At 33.5% G+C, this 17,733-nt stretch carries 16 protein-coding genes; 13 read left to right on the top strand and 3 right to left on the bottom strand.

Going from position 1 to position 17,733, the window contains the following annotated elements:
• Nucleotides 1-88 precede the first annotated feature (88 nt).
• The 3 genes from CHRY9293_RS04730 to CHRY9293_RS04720 all read right to left on the bottom strand — a co-directional run bounded on the left by CHRY9293_RS04730 (nt 89) and on the right by CHRY9293_RS04720 (nt 4,566).
• Entirely contained in the window at nt 89-916 is an 828-nt protein-coding gene (locus CHRY9293_RS04730; RefSeq protein WP_162031824.1) for an N-acetylmuramidase domain-containing protein, read from the bottom strand.
• A gap of 86 nt (nt 917-1,002) precedes the next feature.
• On the bottom strand, nt 1,003-2,817 hold the full coding sequence (locus tag CHRY9293_RS04725) for a hypothetical protein (RefSeq protein WP_162031823.1): 1,815 nt from the start codon (nt 2,815-2,817) through the stop codon (nt 1,003-1,005).
• A gap of 138 nt (nt 2,818-2,955) precedes the next feature.
• Nucleotides 2,956-4,566, bottom strand: a complete 1,611-nt coding sequence (locus CHRY9293_RS04720) for a hypothetical protein (protein ID WP_122547964.1) — start codon at nt 4,564-4,566, stop codon at nt 2,956-2,958.
• Nucleotides 4,567-4,944: 378 nt separating this feature from the next.
• On the opposite strand from CHRY9293_RS04720, the gene CHRY9293_RS04715 reads away from it, so the two are divergent.
• The 13 genes from CHRY9293_RS04715 to CHRY9293_RS04655 all read left to right on the top strand — a co-directional run bounded on the left by CHRY9293_RS04715 (nt 4,945) and on the right by CHRY9293_RS04655 (nt 17,732).
• On the top strand, nt 4,945-5,790 hold the full coding sequence (locus tag CHRY9293_RS04715; protein WP_162031822.1) for an energy transducer TonB: 846 nt from the start codon (nt 4,945-4,947) through the stop codon (nt 5,788-5,790).
• Between the two features lie 163 nt (nt 5,791-5,953).
• Nucleotides 5,954-6,727, top strand: a complete 774-nt coding sequence (locus CHRY9293_RS04710; protein ID WP_122547962.1) for a ParA family protein — start codon at nt 5,954-5,956, stop codon at nt 6,725-6,727.
• 42 nt (nt 6,728-6,769) lie between these two features.
• Nucleotides 6,770-7,660, top strand: coding sequence for a ParB/RepB/Spo0J family partition protein (locus CHRY9293_RS04705; RefSeq protein WP_162031821.1), 891 nt, complete (start codon nt 6,770-6,772; stop codon nt 7,658-7,660).
• Entirely contained in the window at nt 7,661-8,299 is a 639-nt protein-coding gene (locus CHRY9293_RS04700) for a DUF5683 domain-containing protein (protein ID WP_162031820.1), read from the top strand.
• A gap of 106 nt (nt 8,300-8,405) precedes the next feature.
• Complete coding sequence (gene dapB / locus CHRY9293_RS04695) at nt 8,406-9,107, top strand: 4-hydroxy-tetrahydrodipicolinate reductase (RefSeq protein ID WP_162031819.1); 702 nt, start codon at nt 8,406-8,408, stop codon at nt 9,105-9,107.
• Between the two features lie 80 nt (nt 9,108-9,187).
• The gene (gene lepB / locus CHRY9293_RS04690; protein WP_162031818.1) at nt 9,188-10,852 is read left to right on the top strand and encodes a signal peptidase I; all 1,665 of its coding nucleotides are present in this window, start codon (nt 9,188-9,190) and stop codon (nt 10,850-10,852) included.
• 221 nt (nt 10,853-11,073) lie between these two features.
• The gene (locus CHRY9293_RS04685; protein WP_122547957.1) at nt 11,074-11,682 is read left to right on the top strand and encodes a WbqC family protein; all 609 of its coding nucleotides are present in this window, start codon (nt 11,074-11,076) and stop codon (nt 11,680-11,682) included.
• A 12-nt stretch (nt 11,683-11,694) separates the two neighbouring features.
• Nucleotides 11,695-13,365, top strand: coding sequence for a S8 family serine peptidase (locus CHRY9293_RS04680; protein WP_162031817.1), 1,671 nt, complete (start codon nt 11,695-11,697; stop codon nt 13,363-13,365).
• Between the two features lie 124 nt (nt 13,366-13,489).
• Nucleotides 13,490-13,981, top strand: coding sequence for a lipocalin family protein (locus CHRY9293_RS04675; protein ID WP_122637068.1), 492 nt, complete (start codon nt 13,490-13,492; stop codon nt 13,979-13,981).
• A 22-nt stretch (nt 13,982-14,003) separates the two neighbouring features.
• Nucleotides 14,004-14,696, top strand: a complete 693-nt coding sequence (locus CHRY9293_RS04670) for an OmpA family protein (RefSeq protein WP_122547954.1) — start codon at nt 14,004-14,006, stop codon at nt 14,694-14,696.
• A gap of 104 nt (nt 14,697-14,800) precedes the next feature.
• Nucleotides 14,801-15,688 (top strand): decaprenyl-phosphate phosphoribosyltransferase, encoded by an 888-nt coding sequence (locus CHRY9293_RS04665; protein WP_162031816.1) that lies wholly within the window; start codon nt 14,801-14,803, stop codon nt 15,686-15,688.
• Nucleotides 15,685-17,007 carry an FAD-binding oxidoreductase gene (locus CHRY9293_RS04660; RefSeq protein ID WP_162031815.1) on the top strand — a complete coding sequence of 441 codons (1,323 nt, stop codon included), beginning with the start codon at nt 15,685-15,687 and terminating at the stop codon, nt 17,005-17,007. Before CHRY9293_RS04665 ends, CHRY9293_RS04660 begins: the two co-directional genes overlap by 4 nt.
• On the top strand, nt 17,007-17,732 hold the full coding sequence (locus CHRY9293_RS04655) for an SDR family NAD(P)-dependent oxidoreductase (protein WP_162031814.1): 726 nt from the start codon (nt 17,007-17,009) through the stop codon (nt 17,730-17,732). Before CHRY9293_RS04660 ends, CHRY9293_RS04655 begins: the two co-directional genes overlap by 1 nt.
• The last annotated feature ends 1 nt before the right edge of the window (nt 17,733 follow it).

Below are 17,733 nucleotides of genomic sequence, written 5' to 3'. Positions count from 1 at the left end.
AGACTGTCAATTGACAGTCTCTTTTACAATCTATAATAATACAAAGGGAACTCTAATAATAATGAACTCAATATGATTTGGTGGATATCTAGTTGTTCGAGTATTTAGCGTATGCTTTTGCGAGTTTTTCATCGTATCTATTTTGTTTGTATCCCGGACCATTATATCCTCGGGCAAAGCTTGCCCAGTTTTTATTTTTAAGATATACGATAAGTCCGTTTTTTTCAAGGAATTTTCCAAATGCTTTCAAATGTTCGCCTTCATTCATTTCCATTTTTGATACAAAATCGGTGACATCAATATAGCCAATAGATTTGGCATTAAATCCCATTATCTGAAAACTTCCCCAAGAAGCAGAAGAAAGAGCCGCATCTTTGAATTTAGGATCTGCTCCTAAAGTCATGGCTTCATTTAATCTTTCATATTCTTTTACACCGCCTTGGTAGTATATTTTCGTCCATTTAGGGTATAGTACATCTTTATGAGAAGAATTGTAGTAAATATTGGGATCAATTCCTCTTTTCTTCAATTCATTCCAGAAAATGTGTCCTTCAAAAAGAATTTTCGGTTTATTGTTGATTAAAAATCCTTTTCCGCTGCTTTCCACTTCATTAACAGCTTTTACGGCTGCCAGTTCTAATCCATATTGATTGGCGAAATTAATAAGATCGATTTCTTTTAGAAATTTATCGGTGGTGTTAACAGGAGGCGTACTTTTCTGCATGAGTACGGCCCATGTTTTCACGCCCACAATGCCATCGACCACTAAAGAATTTTTCTTTTGAAAATCTTTCACGGCTGCATCAACTTCTAAGGTGAAAGAATCGGAAATTTTGATGTCGTATCCTAATTTGTAAAGTATTTCACACAGGGTCAGGACTTCTGATGATTTGGTATAGTGTTTTAAAAGTTTCATGGTTATAGGTTTTTAATTATAGATTTGTATATGGATGATTGTTAGTTTTAGTCTTAGAGAATTAGTCTCCATTTAAAATAATATGATTACTGATTAACAGGTATTTTCGGCATTTTTTCACAAATCATTCCTACTAAGAAAAAAGATTTGAATTTGATCTCTTCCCGTTGGAGCTTATAGTCTAAATTCAGAGGATTTGTATTAACTACACTGAAATTTTGATTCAAAACAGCGTAATCATCTACTCTAAGCTCTACACTGTATTCCCCCACAGGAATAAGTTGATTGATCATTCCTAATTCATTGGTTTCTATCTCATAAATTCTACTATTATTGGTTCCTTTAATAGAGATTGAACATTTATAAATAGGATCATTGTTTATTTTATCAAAAGCCCTGAACTGCACCATTGATCCGGTAGGTGTAATCGGGATAGGAAATTTTATAGGAACAAAGATTCCCGGAATTTTAATAGGAGTTGCAATAATAGGAGTGACGGGTTTTACGGGGGGGGGTTGAACGGGAGCCGGAGTTCCGACTTTGATGTTTTTTACATTATTTAAAACATTGATTTTATTGTATAAAACAGGATTGGCTTTCATGGTTTCTGTAGCGGGTTGTGCAACCACGGGTTTTGCAGAAACTATTTTAGTGGATTCTACGGTTTCTGTTTTTCGGGTTAGGCTATTGAGTTGATCGGACTTAATTGTTCTGACATTGGTAATGGCTTTTAAAAATTTTTGGTTATTATTTTTATTGACAAAAAGTTGTTGTTTCAGAATCAGTGGTCCGAAATATATTAATTGATTCGGATTGTTGACGGTTTCATTGGTGATAGATGGGTCCAGAATGATTTTTAAATTTTTAAACAGCATCATGGCTTTAGTAATAGCGGGTAATTTAAAATCACTCGAAATAGTATTTCCATCGGATATTTTTTTGGTTTCTTTCCAGTCGAAAAGTTCGGAAAGCATAAAGTTTTTATTGAACCAATTTCTTTTTAAATGAACAAATGAATAATCAAATTCTACTGCTTGTATGACGCTTTCATCATAATCAATGGATAGTATTTCTGAAGGTAAATTTTCATTAGAATTTTTAGCTTCTGTATATAAACTTTCAAGTTCGGCCTTTTCAAGTCTCATATTGGTCCATCCGGATTCATTTTCCATAAAATCATACGGAATAAAATTAATATCATGGATGGAGGCATTGCTGATTACATCTGTTTTTTCGGCTGCATTAAAAGTGTTTTTTGCATTTTGAGCCATAGCGAGATAAAGATCAGCATCGGATATTTTATTGATTCGAGCTAATTCTTTTTCAATAAGATCTTTATATCCTTTCACTTTCCATTCGGAAAAAGAGAGTGCTTTAAGATTGTTGAGGTTAACCAATTGATCATTCCAATTTGTTTTTTCTTCCTCTGTGTCTAGTCCGTCGAAGAGTTCAAGATGTGTTGTAATACTATTGACTGTGGTTTCGTGAGCCGTTTGGTATTTTTTATAGGCTTTAAATTCTTTAGTTTCATTATTCTTAGCATCATAGAGGACGGTACTTTTATTAGCGATGACTTGATCTAAATTTTCCTCAAGATTCTTTAAATTATTTTTATCGAGAATGTCACGATAGATATCAAAAAGAGCATTGTTAGGATTCAAATCCCAGAAATTAGGAGAAATAGGTACGGAATTGAGTTCATAAGCCACGTTTTGTTTTTTGATGATGGAAAGCGCTTTTTTCTGTTCATCATTAAGCAGGCTTTGAGGTTTTAGCAGCTCCAATTCTTCATTTTCGTATACTCTCAGAGAAGGGCAGATCATGGGTAGATCATTTTCCATAGAGCTTTGAGACATATAAATGTTTCTAAGCTTTTGGTATGCGGCTATAAAGTATTTCATGGCTATTGGTTTTAGGTTGTTGGTTTCTCTTATTGTATCCTTTCAACTTCTCTCTTGTGCTTGCATCTAAACAAACAGTTTTTTGAGATAACCGACAGAAAGAGCGAATCTGTCGGTTATATCTTAATGAGAAGGATATTATGATTTTCCGTCAGTCCATTTTTTAATTTCAGGATTTGGATTTGGTGATTTTGGAACTACATGACATTTGTAGCCTATAATGTAAATTCCATCTGATGTTAATTTTTTACCATTCCATTTTGCATTCGATTGTACATCTTGGTTATCGTAGCTGTAGCTTCCTCCGAATACAAAAGGTCCGATTCCGACAGCTGCCCCTGAGTTTACTGAGTTTTTAACATCCGTAAAGGCAGTACTGTTATTGGCAAAATCTAAAGAAACATCTTTTGCTATGATCAGCTCAGTAATGATCGATGGCATTAATCCTTTACCTTTACCATCACTGATGATATCGCCATTTAATGCTTGTGGAGATTGTTCATGTAATTTCCAGTATTTGGATTCTATGAATTGTTGGCTGAACCATCCTCTTTCTACTCTTACTTTACCTAATTTGAAAGATATTTTCATATTAGTGTAATCCGTATTGATTTTAGTTTTTTCATGTTTTCCTCCGGCTTTTGCCCCAATAGAGAAAATACCCAAACTAAAACCTCCGGCTGCTCCCCAATTGTGAACACTTTTAGAATAATCATAATTGGATTCACCTTCTACGATGGTTACTGTTGGCCATCCTTTTGATTCTTTCAATGCGTTCGCGGCAACGGGAATAGAAGGAGAGTAGTTGGTGTAATCTAAGACTCTTGTTCTTTGGCTGTTTCTAAATTCAGATTCCATTCTTTTTTTGATGACAAGCATATTTTTTTGCTCAACTTCACTTAAATAGTTCTGGATATTTTCTACAGCTTCTTTATATCCTAAAGATTGCCATGCTTTTAATGCAGCGTCTTCACGTTTTTTCATGTTTTTACCATCAATCGATAGTTTAGCCATAGCTTCGGCGTCTCCATTATCTGCTGCGGTTCTAATTTCGTTATTAGCATCTACTATATCATAATATTTCATTTGATATTCAATGTATTTAGCATAGGTTGGAGCAACGAAAGTGTGGAATAGCTCTGGCTTGTTCATGTCATCAATCGGAGCATTTTCATCAAAATCTGGATTTTTTACTTTTTTGATTTTAAATAGTTTATCTCTTAAAGAATTTAATTTCTTTTCAACTTTCGTGTCAAACTGAGTATCGACAACTACTGACCATTGTAAAAGATCTTCGTATACTTTAGAAACTCTTTTTTGAGAATCATTCATGATGCTCATGATGGTGAGTTCTCTTCCATTACCATTTTTAGTAAGGGGAGGTAACTGAGAAGGAATCACATCTACCATAGCAGCAAACTGTTCCATTTGAAGATATTTTCTGAATTTGCTATTAGATAAGGCGTTTTGGTAAGCTTCCATATCTATTTTTGGATTTCCATTGGCATCAAGAATAGGTTTTCCTTTTCCGTCAAGCATAGGTTTTGGGGAAGGAGCATCACCAAATAATCCATTCAATGCATAATCGAAAGTGTCTTCAGAAAGGGTAATACCTACAGGGTCAAAGGCAATGAAATCATTGGGACCTAGAGAATCTGGATTTCCTCCGTTAGTTACAGTGTCGTAAACTTGTTTTAAAAGCATACTCATTAAAGAGTTGGATTTTGCTTCTTGAGTTAATGTTGGCATAATTATAAGTTTTTAATTTTTTCTTGCTTACTCTTGTCGGTTTTCAGCGTCCCCGATTGTATGATACAAATATCTTTCATGTTTATAGAAAAATCGTCAGTGATTTTCCGATTTTCATATGGGGTTTTTACTGTATTTTTCATTTTATGTTGAATTTTTTAATTTATGCAAGCTTGTTACTAGAATTAAAATAAGTAAATCTGTATTGTCTGATTATTTTGTTTTTGTTTCATTTGTTTTGTTGTATATTATAAAAAGTTTTAAAATTGTATTTTTATTTCAGTTATTTGGCAAATGTTTTGATATTTATTCATTGATTATTGATAATTTATGTTGAACTAATAATTGTCTTTTGTGACGGTTTTAAAATTTTTACTTATGAAGCAACTACACCAAAATCAAGAGTTTCGTTTTAATGAAATTCTTTTTGAGCACCGTAATAAAGAATATGGAGCTTATGTTTTAAGAAATGAATCTGATAGAATATTGACCAAGGCGCTTTTTATAGGGGTGGGGTTATTGGCGGCAGTTTCCGTTACTCCGTTTATTATTTCAGCTTTTAAAACAGTGGATGTTCCTATCACAGGAACAATCTATCACTTACCGCCTCCCGTAGATGTTGATCAACCTGAAGCACCACCAATAGAACCTGTAAAACCTATTCAGCCTGTATCGCCTCCCAATACTAAAGAGTTTAATAGTGAATTACCTACGCCTAGCAAGGAGGCGAGGGAGCCTTTAAAAGTTGAAAAACCCGATGATGCGATTCCTGGTCTTACTAATAATCCAACAGGAGACCCTATAGAAAATAATACCCATATCCCTATTCATTCAACTATGGGAAACGGACCTGTTGCACCTCCTCGTATAGGGCCTGCTACAACATCGACAATTCCCGACAATACAGTATTTGGACCAGATGGTCTTAGTGTAGAAGCAAGTTTTATGGGAGGAATAGATGTGTTCAGAAATAAAGTAATGAATAATTTTGATGGCTCTGGATTTGAATCTGATGATCTGATGAGGACGACCATTACTTTTATTGTAGAAGTGGATGGTACTATTTCAGCAATTAAAGCCAATGGTGTTGATAGTGGATTTAATAATGAAGCGATCCGAACAATTAAGTCTATAAAAGGGAAATGGACTCCGGGGAAAAATAAACAAGGCCAACCGGTAAGAAGTTATTTTAAATTTCCAATATCCATGAAGTTTGATAACTGATAAGGAAAACAAATCTTGAATAGTTATCCACAATTTTGAAAAAATGTGGATAATTTTTTTTATTGTTAAGTAGCATATTAACAGTGTTTTAACTCAATTTTTGTTTTACTCATTCATTGAGAGCAAAGAAAAAAGTGTATTTTTGAGACCTAAAGTTCTAATAATGGCAAAAATCATAGGTATCGCTAATCAAAAAGGTGGAGTAGGGAAGACTACAACTGCCGTAAATTTAGCTGCAGCATTAGGGGTATTGGAAAAAAAAATACTGATCATTGATGCTGATCCTCAGGCTAATGCAACTTCAGGTTTAGGAGTTGACGATGTTCAATATTCTACGTATAATCTATTGGAGCATAGCATTGATACTAAAAGTTGTATCAAGAAAACAGCTACACCCAACTTGGATATTGTTCCTTCCCACATCGATTTAGTAGCTGCAGAAATTGAATTGGTGGATAAAGAGGACCGTGAGTATATGCTGAAAAAAGCACTGGAAAGCGTAAGAGCGGATTATGATTTTATTATTATTGACTGCGCACCGAGTTTGGGGCTTATTACTGTAAATGCTCTTACCGCTGCAGATTCTGTGATTATTCCGATTCAATGTGAATATTTTGCATTAGAAGGTCTTGGAAAATTATTGAATACCATTAAAAATGTTCAAAAAATCCATAATAAAGACTTAGATATTGAAGGTTTATTGCTTACCATGTATGATAGCAGATTAAGATTATCAAATCAGGTAGTGGAAGAGGTCAATGCACATTTTCCTGAGATGGTTTTTGAAACCATTATAAGTAGAAACGTACGATTAAGTGAAGCACCAAGTTTCGGAGAAAGTATTTTAAATTATGATGCGGAAAGTAAAGGAGCTGTTCAATATATTCAGTTGGCAGAAGAAGTTCTGTTGAATAATGAAAACCTAATAAAAAATTAATAAAGCTTAAAGTAAGCCAAAACTTGAAGCTAAAGTTATCATATGAAGGATAAAAAAAGAGCGATGGGACGTGGTTTAGGTGCAATTTTAAGTGCTGAATCCAAAGCAACAATTAATTCTGCTACTGATGAAGGAGCAGATAAATTTGTGGGCAATATTGTAGAAGTAGCGCTTGAAGATATCTATCCGAATCCCACACAGCCGAGAACTTATTTTGATGAAAAATCATTGAATGAGCTTGCTCAGTCTATTGAAAATTTGGGTGTAATTCAACCCATCACTTTGCGGAAAGACGGAGGTAGATTTGAGATTATTTCCGGAGAAAGACGTTATAGAGCAAGTAAAATTGCTGGATTAACAACGATTCCTGCTTATATTCGTCTAGTCAATGATCAGGAGCTTTTAGAAATGGCTCTTGTTGAAAATATCCAAAGGGAAGATCTTGATGCGATTGAGATCGCTCTTACTTATCAAAGACTTTTGGATGAAATTGGTCTTACGCAGGAAAATCTTAGCCAAAGAGTAGGTAAAGACAGAAGTACGATAACCAACTCTATTAGACTATTAAGATTAAATCCTGATATTCAGAATGCAATAAGAAGTGGTGAAATCTCTGCCGGACATGGTAGAGCTATCATTAGTCTTGAGAATGAAGAACATCAAAACATTCTGTTTGATTTAATTATTAAAGAAAAACTTAATGTTCGTCAGGCAGAACAGGCCGCAACTGCGCTAAAAAATCCTAAATCACCGGCAGCTAAAAAAGCTCAAGCCGAGCTCTCTAATAATTATAAAAGAGCCCAAAAAACGATTGCAGATATTTTAGATGTAAAAGTGGAAATAAAAGCCTCCGCGAATGGTAAAAAAGGGAAAATTGTTCTGGACTTCAAAAATGAAGATGAACTGGAATATATTTTATCCCATATTAAATAAATGAAGAGAATATTTTTCACATTTTTCTTGTGTCTTTTTGCATCTGCTTATTCACAAGTTGTTCCTAATGATACGGTTCGGGTAGAAAATGCCCCGAAAGACGAAGTGGTTGTGGAAAAACTTCCTAAGTCTGAATCTAAAATTATAGCTGATCTTGAAAAGGCTAATGGACCGTCGAAAAAAACATTGAAACTTAACCCTACGAAAGCAGGGTTATATTCTGCTGTTTTTCCGGGACTAGGTCAATATTATAACAAAAAATATTGGAAAATACCTATTGTTTGGGGAGCAGTCGGAGCAGGAGTCGGTATTGCAATTTGGAATGATAATCAGTATAAAAAGTACAGAGAATATTATGTAGCCAAATTAAATGGAACCCCTAATGAATTTGTTGATTCTCGTCCTTTCTTGGATAAGGTAGCATTAGGAAACGCTCAAGATAGAGCCAAAAGGCAACGAGATTACGCAATAGCCATTACAGGGTTAATTTATATCCTTAATATTGTCGATGCGGTAGTCGATGCTCATTTATATGAAAGCCGTCACGATCCGGATCTTACTTTTAATCCTACGATTATTCAAGATCAATATGGGATTACGCCGCCCAAAACTGGGTTAAGTTTAAGTTATAGATTTTAATAATGTATGTATACTTAAAGTTGAAAAGTATCGAATACAAATAAAAGATATCACATGAATTTGTTTAAATTCGTGTGACCAAATTATTAAGAATAAAATATATCGCATGAAAATAGCATTAGTTGGATATGGAAAAATGGGGAAAATAATTGATGAAGTTGCCACCAAACGAGGTCATGATATTGTGGCCCGGTTAAAAGAAACTCCAACTGCTGGAAATCTCAATAATCCTGATGTCGTTATTGAGTTTTCACTTCCTGAAGTCGCTTTTGAAAATGTGAAAGCTTGTCTTGAAAATAAAATCCCAGTAATCTGTGGAACAACAGGATGGCTTGACAAAAAAAACGAAATTGAAAAAATTGCTATTGAAAATAATACGGCATTTCTCTATGGTTCAAATTTTAGCTTAGGAGTAAATTTATTTTTTGCTCTTAACGAAAAGCTTGCTGATCTTATGAAGAATGTTAATGAGTATTCTTGCCAGTTAGAGGAAATTCACCATATCCATAAAAAAGATGCACCCAGTGGTACTGCAATTTCTATTGCAGAAGGCATTTTTAAACACAATCCTAAATTTGAAGCGTGGAAACTTGAAGAAACTATGGGGAATCAACTAGGGATCTTTGCTATACGTGAAGATGAAGTTCCGGGAACTCATAGTGTTTTTTATAGAAGTGAAGTTGATGAAATAGAAATTAAACATACCGCTTTCAATAGAGATGGTTTTGCGTTGGGAGCAGTTGTAGCAGCAGAATGGATCAGGGATAAGAAAGGAAATTTCGCAATGAACGATGTTTTGGGACTTTAATATTGTAACAAATTTTACAAAACGTAAACTAATAATACAGTTGCTAGACACAAATCAAAAATAGATAGTACAAAAAAATTATGAATTATTTTTTAACTTATACAGTCTATGTTCTCATTTTATCAGTGTTAATGGGAATCTCAACCTGGAAGCTATTCAAAAAAATGGGACACAATCCATTATTTGCTTTTATTCCTTTTTACAATTATTTTATTATTCTAAAAGAAACAAAACATCCAAAATGGTGGGCAATTTTATCCTATTTACCTATCGTTGGGCCTATTATGATGTCTGTTTTTCATCTTTATTTGATGAAAAAATTTGGAAAAACGCTTGTCCAACATCAGCTTCTTACGGTAATCCTTCCATTTATTTATATGGCAAGTGTGAACTATTCAAAAGATGTAGAGCTAGAAGATGAAAGTACAAACGATTTATTTTTGAATGATGAGGAAAAGAATGCAAAAAAGAAAGATACATTCATAGGGTCTATAACCTTTGCCGTTGTTTTTGCTACCATTATTCATGTATTTGTTACGCAGCCTTTCGGAATTCCTACAGGATCTATGGAGAGAACACTATTGGTAGGAGACTTTCTTTTTGTGAACAAGTGGAGCTACGGATACAGACTTCCGATGCGCCCGGTAGCTATTCCTTTTTTACAAGGAACCATTACAGATACTGGAGAAAAAGGTAATCCTAAAGACGATCCAAAATCTTATATAGATGGGATAAAACTACCCTATGAGAGAATTTTTCAGTTCAAAAAGCCCAAGAAAAATGATGTAGTTGTTTTCAATTATCCTCAAGATTCCGTACATACTGCTATTGATAGAAAAGATCCTTATGTGAAAAGATGTGTAGCTGTTGCAGGTGATACATTTGAAATGAGAGGAGGAAGACTATTTGTGAATGGAAAGCCGGAGACGGTTCTTGGAGATCAGGAAGTTCAACATGCGTATATGGTTGAGGCTTCATCTCAGATTGATATTCCGGAACTTTATAATAGAATGGGTTTCTTGCCTGTAATTGAGAAGCCTTTGAAAAACGGAGGATTTGAATATAGATTCCAAGGGCTTACTAATGCTGCTGTAAAAGAGATTAAAGAGATACCACAGGTCATAAGTATTAATGAAGAAATTCTACCAAAAGACTTTGCTATGATTCAATATAAATTGAATGCAGATAAAACAGAATATACTAAGAGTATAGATACTACGCAGTCTATTTTTCCTGTTAATAAAGCATGGAATCCTGATTGGTATGGACCATTAAGACTTCCTAAAAAAGGAGATGTAGTTACAATTAATGAAGAAACATTACCTGAATATCAGTGGATCATTTCTGAATATGAACATAACAGTTTGGAAAAGAAAAACGGAAAAATTTTCATTAATGGAAAAGAAACCAACCAATATACGATCAAACAAGATTATTATATGATGGTGGGAGATAACAGAGATGCTTCCTTAGATGCAAGATTTTTTGGCTTTGTTCCTGAAGAAAATATAGTGGGAAAACCTATGTTTACTTGGATGAGTATAGAAGGGGCATTTAAGGATTCAAGTTCTTCTTATCAGGCAAACGGTTGGAAAATTCGTTGGGAAAGAATGTTTAAGGCTACTAATACGGGTGAGGCTAATAAAACATCTTATTGGTGGATTGCAGCAATGATTCTTATACTTTTCTTTGGATGGGAATATTTTGTGAAATTATTTACAAAAGGAAAAACTAAAGAAGAATAGTGTTTAAAAATAAAATATTTAATATAGTTTTCTTACGTAAGGCTATATTATGAGGCTTTTTATTATTGCAAAACCTTTAAAGGTTTTGCAATATGCTTTTGTACCCCATGCAGAAAATGATTCGATAATTGAAATGAATCATTGATGTGTATCTATAAATTAGTTAAAGTTTAGAACAATAAAAAGATAAAAAATGTTGTTTCTAAAAATTTAAAATTATTATGCAAAATATATTATTACCGGTATTTTATTTGCCGCCCATTTCATGGTTTTCTGTATTCTTAAATTCCGAAACGGAAGTTGTATTTGAACAGTTTGAAAGTTTTCCCAAACAGACCTACAGAAACAGAGCCAATGTGTATGGTGCTAATGGAAAATTGTCCTTAATAATTCCTATTGCTCATAATGGGAAAAGAGAATTAAAAGATATTGAAATTTCTTATAGAGAAGACTGGAGAAAGTTACATTGGAAATCGATAAAAACAGCGTATCAAAGCTCTCCCTATTTTGAGTACTACGAAGATAAATTCAGAAAAATATTTGATATAAATGAAAAATATCTTCTGGATTTTAATATTAAGGGGTTAGACATTCTTCAACAGATTTTAAAAACAGAAAAGGCATACTCTTTGAATGAAGAATATATTAAAAATCCGGATGAGGTGAATTTCAGAGAAAAATTTTCTGCCAAAGATCCTTCTGAATTTGAAATGAAGGAATATTATCAGACCTTTTCGGATAAGTTTGGGTTCTTGAATGATTTATCAGTTTTAGACCTTATCTGTAACAAAGGACCTGAGTCTTTGACTTATATTAAAAATATAAAATAATCGTATTATAGAATGAAAAAGATATTATTAGCTGCTGTTTTTCTAGTAGGTTTTAAATTTTCCTTTGCACAACAAACGGAAGCAAAGGTAATAAATCAGGATGAGGCTCTTATGACTTGGTATCATAAGGATTTTGCAACTTCAAAAGTGTATGGTATTAATACTGAAAATGCGTATAAATTTTTAGAATCCAAAGGTTTAAAGCCTACGACTGTAGTGGTGGGAGTTTTAGATAGTGGAGTACAGGTAGATCATCCAGGTCTTGTGAAGAATATTTGGAGCAATCCCAATGAGATCCCAAATAATGGAAAAGATGATGATGGCAATGGATATATTGATGATATTCATGGATGGAACTTCATTGGTGGTAAAAATGGCGATATTGATGTAGATAATATGGAAGTGACAAGAGTGGTTGCTCAATATAAGACTGTTTTTGAAGGAAATGATTCTACACAAAATAAAGCGAATCAGGCTAAAATGCCAGAAGAGTTTGCCATGTATATGAAAGCGAAAGAGCTATATAATAAAAATAGTGTTGAAGGAAAACAAGGATTGCAGACTTTTACAATGATTAATGACCTTATTCCTAATATGGTTAAATTGTTGGCAGGTAAATCATTAACAGCTGAGAATATCGCAGGTATCAAACCTGTAGAACAAAAGGATGCTATTGCTTTACAGATTTTAGGACAGATTTCTCAAAATCCTGAATTTAAGGGAAAATCATCTGAGGAGTTTGAAAAATTGATACGTGAGCAAATGAAGGAGGCAATTGATGAGTATACTCCTAAAGCTCAACAATATGACTTGGATTATGATCCAAGAAAAGAAATTGTAGGAGATAACTACAATGACTATTCCGAAAAAAACTATGGAAATAATCACTATGAAGGTCCTGATGCGATGCATGGAACTCACGTTGCAGGTATTATTGCAGGTTTACCTCAAGGAAAAGAAATACAGTATGGTGTTGCTTCCAAAGTAGCTAAAATTATGTCGGTAAGAACGGTTCCGAATGGTGATGAGAGAGATAAAGATGTAGCTAATGCAATTAGATATGCCGTTGATAATGGAGCTAAAATCCTGAATATGAGTTTTGGAAAACCTGTTTCTCCGGGGAAAAATGTAGTTTGGGAGGCATTCAAATATGCTGAAGATAAGGGAGTGCTTTTAGTGAAAGCCGCAGGAAACGAAAATGAAGATGTTGCAGAGCATCTTGCTTATCCAACCAATTTTAAAAATATAACAGATGACAAACCATTTGTTAATAATATGATTGTAGTAGGAGCCAGTACGAATAAAAATGATGCATTAAGAGCCAGCTTTTCTAATTTTAATAAAAAAATGGTGAACGTGTTTGCTCCAGGTCAAGATATTTATTCTACCATTCCTAAAAATGAATATAAATACCTTCAAGGAACTTCTATGGCTTCTCCTGTAGTGGCAGGTTCAGCAGCGGTTCTTCTTGCTTATATGCCCAATTTGAAGCCGTATCAGATTATTGAAGCTTTAGTAAAGACAAGTAACCAAAGTACCACTAATCAGTTTAATGATTTATCACAGTCTGGTGGTGTAATTGACTTGAAAAAAGCAGCAGAATATGCTTATACTAACTTTTATAATGGTAAAACTACAGAAAAAAAAGCAGTGAAACCTATGAAAAAGAAAGCAGAAAAATAATTTATCTGCTTGTTTTTTAAGCTAAAACATAAAAAGTCCGAAAACCTCGGACTTTTTTATTTTTATTTTGTCACTTTTGGCATAGTTTTTTGTAATTTTATAGTAACAAAATAATAAACAAGAAATGAAAAAGTTATTACTTGCAGGAATGTTGGGAACATCACTCTTTGCAGTGTCTTGTTCCTCTGTGAATAAAGCAGCAACATCCCAAAACCAAAAATCAGAATTCTTAAGCATGAAAGGAGATTGGGAAATCGTAAGCGTTGATTACGATAAACAATACAAAATCAAGCCTTTTGATGAAGGAGCTGATGCTCAATGTTTTGTTGGAAGCCATTGGAAATTAATTCCAAACAATTATACAGGTGCCTATACTTTAAATGGGGGAGGAGCTTGTCCAAGCTTAACACAGCCTATCAAATTTGAGGTGAAAAATGGCAATACTTTTATGTTCAAAAAAATAGCTGATGGTACAAAAGCTAAACAAAATACAGTAGGCTATTCTCTTAATTTGATCAGTCAATCTAATGATCAGTTTTCACTTGAACAAAATGTTCCGTTTGAAGGAAGTACAGTAAGAGTTGTATACAACTTCCAAAAAACAGGAATGAAATAATTTAACCATTAAATATTAAAAAATGAAACTTACAAAAACATATTTAGGTGCTTTTTTCCTTTCTTCGGCACTATTGCTTACCAGTTGTGATGCAGTTCAAAATTCTAACCATCAACAAAGAGGAACAGCGGTAGGAGTTGCTTCCGGAGCTGTGATTGGAGGTATTCTTGGAAATAATGTGGGTAAAGGTAAAAACGCCGCATTAGGAGCAGTACTAGGAGGTATTATAGGTGGTGTTACAGGAAATGTAATTGGTAACAAAATGGATAAACAGGCAAAGGAAATTAAAGAAACTTTACCTGGAGCTCAAGTAGAAAGAGTAGGTGATGGTATTAAAATTACGTTGAATGAAAGCATTGTTAATTTTGATTTTGACTCATCTGCACTAACAAGTACGGCTAAAACAAATCTTGATAAATTAGCTCAGGTTCTTACTAATAACCCTGATACAAATATTAATATTTACGGACATACGGATGGAAAAGGTTCGGATGCTTATAACCAAACACTTTCGGAAAAAAGGGCCAATTCAGTAAAAACTTACTTATCAGGTAAAGGAATTGCTTCTTCTAGATTGTTTGCAAAAGGAGAAGGAAAAAGTATGCCTGTAGCTACAAATGATACTGAAGAAGGAAGAGCAAAAAATAGAAGAGTTGAGTTTGCTATTACCGCAAATGAGAAAATGATAAACGAAGCTCAGAAAGAGAATAAATAATTTTATAGATAAAATATTTTCATAAAAGACCGCTGCGGCGGTTTTTTTTGTATTTTTATATGATAAATTTTTATTTTAATAGTTTTGTATCTGAAATAACATAAATGAAGAAATATCTTAAACTACTTCGGGTAGAGCAATGGGTGAAAAATCTTTTTGTTTTTGTTCCTCTATTTTTCTCAGGGAATATTACCAATTTGGATTTGCTTACCAAAAGTATATTTGCTTTTATTATTTTTTCCCTCGCAGCAAGTGTTGTCTATATCTTAAATGACTATAATGATATTGAAGCGGATAAGAAACATCCTGAAAAAAGAAGAAGGCCCTTGGCAAGTGGGGCTATTTCAAAATCTCGAGCTATAGGTATTTTTGTTGGCCTTATCATACTAGATATAATACTGGTATTCTTTGCTCAAGCCTATTTTGATCTTAATCTTTGGAAATTTGCAACCATTGTTGGATTTTATTTTGTAATGAATCTAGCCTATACTTTTAAGCTAAAGCATGTTCCTATTATAGATATTTCTATCATTGCCACAGGATTTGTTTTAAGGGTTTTGTCAGGAGGTTATATTACAGGAATCAATATATCACAATGGGCAATTTTACTGACTTTTGTCTTAGCATTGGTTCTTGCAATAGGCAAAAGGAGAGGAGAGCTTATCAATGCTCAGGTTTCAGGAAAAACAAGAAGGGCATTAGATGGGTATAATGTGCAGTTTGCGGATATAGCTCTTTCTATTTCAGTGACCTTAGCTATTGTATGCTATTTAATGTTTACCTTATCACCGGAAGTTCAGGGAAGATTTCATCAAAGAGTCTTTTATACCGTAATATTTGTTTTATTTGCTTTTCTGAGATACTTACAACAGACGTTGGTATACAATAGAACCGAATCTCCGACAAAAATTGTATATAGAGATCGATATATTCAGGTTACTTTAATATTATGGGTAGCTATGTTTTTAATCCAAATTTATTTTAAAAAATGAAGCTGAATTTCATACAGAAAGTTACAAACTGGGGAAATTTTCCGGTAGTGGAGAAAGAAATGAAATCTGAAGATAGTTTCAAAAGAATAAAAGATTTTGTACTGAGCCATAATGAAGTGATTGCAAGAGGGAATGGAAGATGTTATGGAGATGCTTCTTTAGGCGAAAGTATTTTTTCCACTAAAAAGCTTAATAAATTTATTAGTTTTGATCGATTGAACGGGATTATTGAATGTGAATCTGGAGTGCTGCTTTCAGACGTTTTGGAAATCGCAGTCCCTCAAGGTCTTTTTTTATATGTTACTCCCGGAACTAAATTTGTATCTGTGGGAGGAGCAATTGCCTCTGATGTTCATGGAAAAAATCACCATGCGGAAGGATGTTTTTCAGAATATGTCATTGAATTTAGACTCATGACCGAAAATGGGGATATTATTACTTGTTCGAGAGAAGAAAATACAGATAAATTCTGGGCAACGATAGGAGGTATGGGACTTACAGGAATTATCCTTACCGCCAAATTTAAACTAAAGAATATCGAATCAGCATATATCCGTCAGGAAAGTATCAAGGCAGAAAATTTGGATGAAATTTTCAGATTATTTGATGAAAGTGAAAGCTGGACTTATACTGTTGCATGGATAGATTGTTTACAAAAAGGAAAGAATATTGGAAGAAGTATTCTGATGAGGGGAGAACATGCTTTCCAACATGAATTGCCTCAAAATTTAAAGAAAACTCCTTTAAGGTTGAAAAAGAAAATGGAGCCCACTATTCCGTTTTATTTTCCGGGATTTGTGCTTAATGCACTTACCGTAAGAATATTTAATTGGTTGTATTATAAAAAACAGTCGCAAAAAGAGGTGAAAAACTTCATCGATTATGAAACGTTTTTTTATCCCTTGGATGCTATTCATGAATGGAACCGAATTTATGGAAAAAATGGGTTTATTCAATATCAGATGGTGATTCCCAAGGAAAGAGGAAAGGAAGGAATGAAAAAAATTCTTGAAACAATCGCTAATAGTGGGAATGGATCTTTTCTTGCTGTTTTAAAATTGTTTGGGAAAAATAATCAGGAGGCATACAATTCTTTTCCATTTGAAGGTTATACTTTAGCCCTTGATTTTAAAGTGAATTCAAGTCTGAAAAAACTTGTTGAGCAACTAGATAATATCGTACAGGAATTTGGCGGAAGGATTTATCTTACTAAAGACAGTATGAGTAAATCTTCTCTCACTAATTATCTTAAGAATATTCAAAATCCAAAGTTTGTGTCTTTACAGCACAAAAGAATTATAAATAATAATCACAGTTAATGATCGTTTTAGGAAGTACGTCAGAAGTGGCACAGGCTTTTGTAGAAAAGGTTTTACAGGAAGGTGAAAGATTTGAAAGAATTTATTTGCTGAGCTCAAATAAAGAAACGACAGAGAGATTTGCAAGGCATATCGATGTGAAATTTCTTCAACATGCAGAGGTTATTGAACTTGATCTTATGAAAGAAATTGACTATAATAGTTTTGAAAATATACATTCAAATTTATTGTTTTGTGCCATAGGATATTTAGGGGATGATACGGAAGTTGGATTATACGATCATAAGAATACAGAGAAAATTATAGATGTTAATTATTCGAAATTGATACCTGTTTTAAACCACTTTGTTCAAAAATTTGAAAGCAAAAGATCCGGAACAATTATTGGATTATCCTCTGTAGCAGGAGAAAGAGGAAGGCAGAGTAATTTTATTTATGGCAGTGCTAAGGCAGCTTTTACTGCTTATTTGAGTGGATTGAGAAATTATCTTTTTGATAAAAAAGTGCATGTTCTTACTATAAAACCTGGTTTTATGGCCACTAAAATGACTGAAGGTTTACCATTGAATGCTAAATTAACAGCAACTCCTAAACAAGCAGCAGCCTGCATTTTTAAAGCTTATAAAAATAAAAAAAATGTGGCCTATGTTTTACCTGTTTGGGGTGTCATTATGCTTATAATAAAAAATATTCCTGAACGTATTTTTAAAAAATTAAAGCTTTAAA

It is taken from the genome of Chryseobacterium potabilaquae (assembly GCF_902728265.1).
GTDB classification, from domain to species: domain Bacteria; phylum Bacteroidota; class Bacteroidia; order Flavobacteriales; family Weeksellaceae; genus Chryseobacterium; species Chryseobacterium potabilaquae.
Note: the sequence above shows the minus strand (reverse complement) of the source record. Positions and strands in the feature narration are given on the sequence as shown.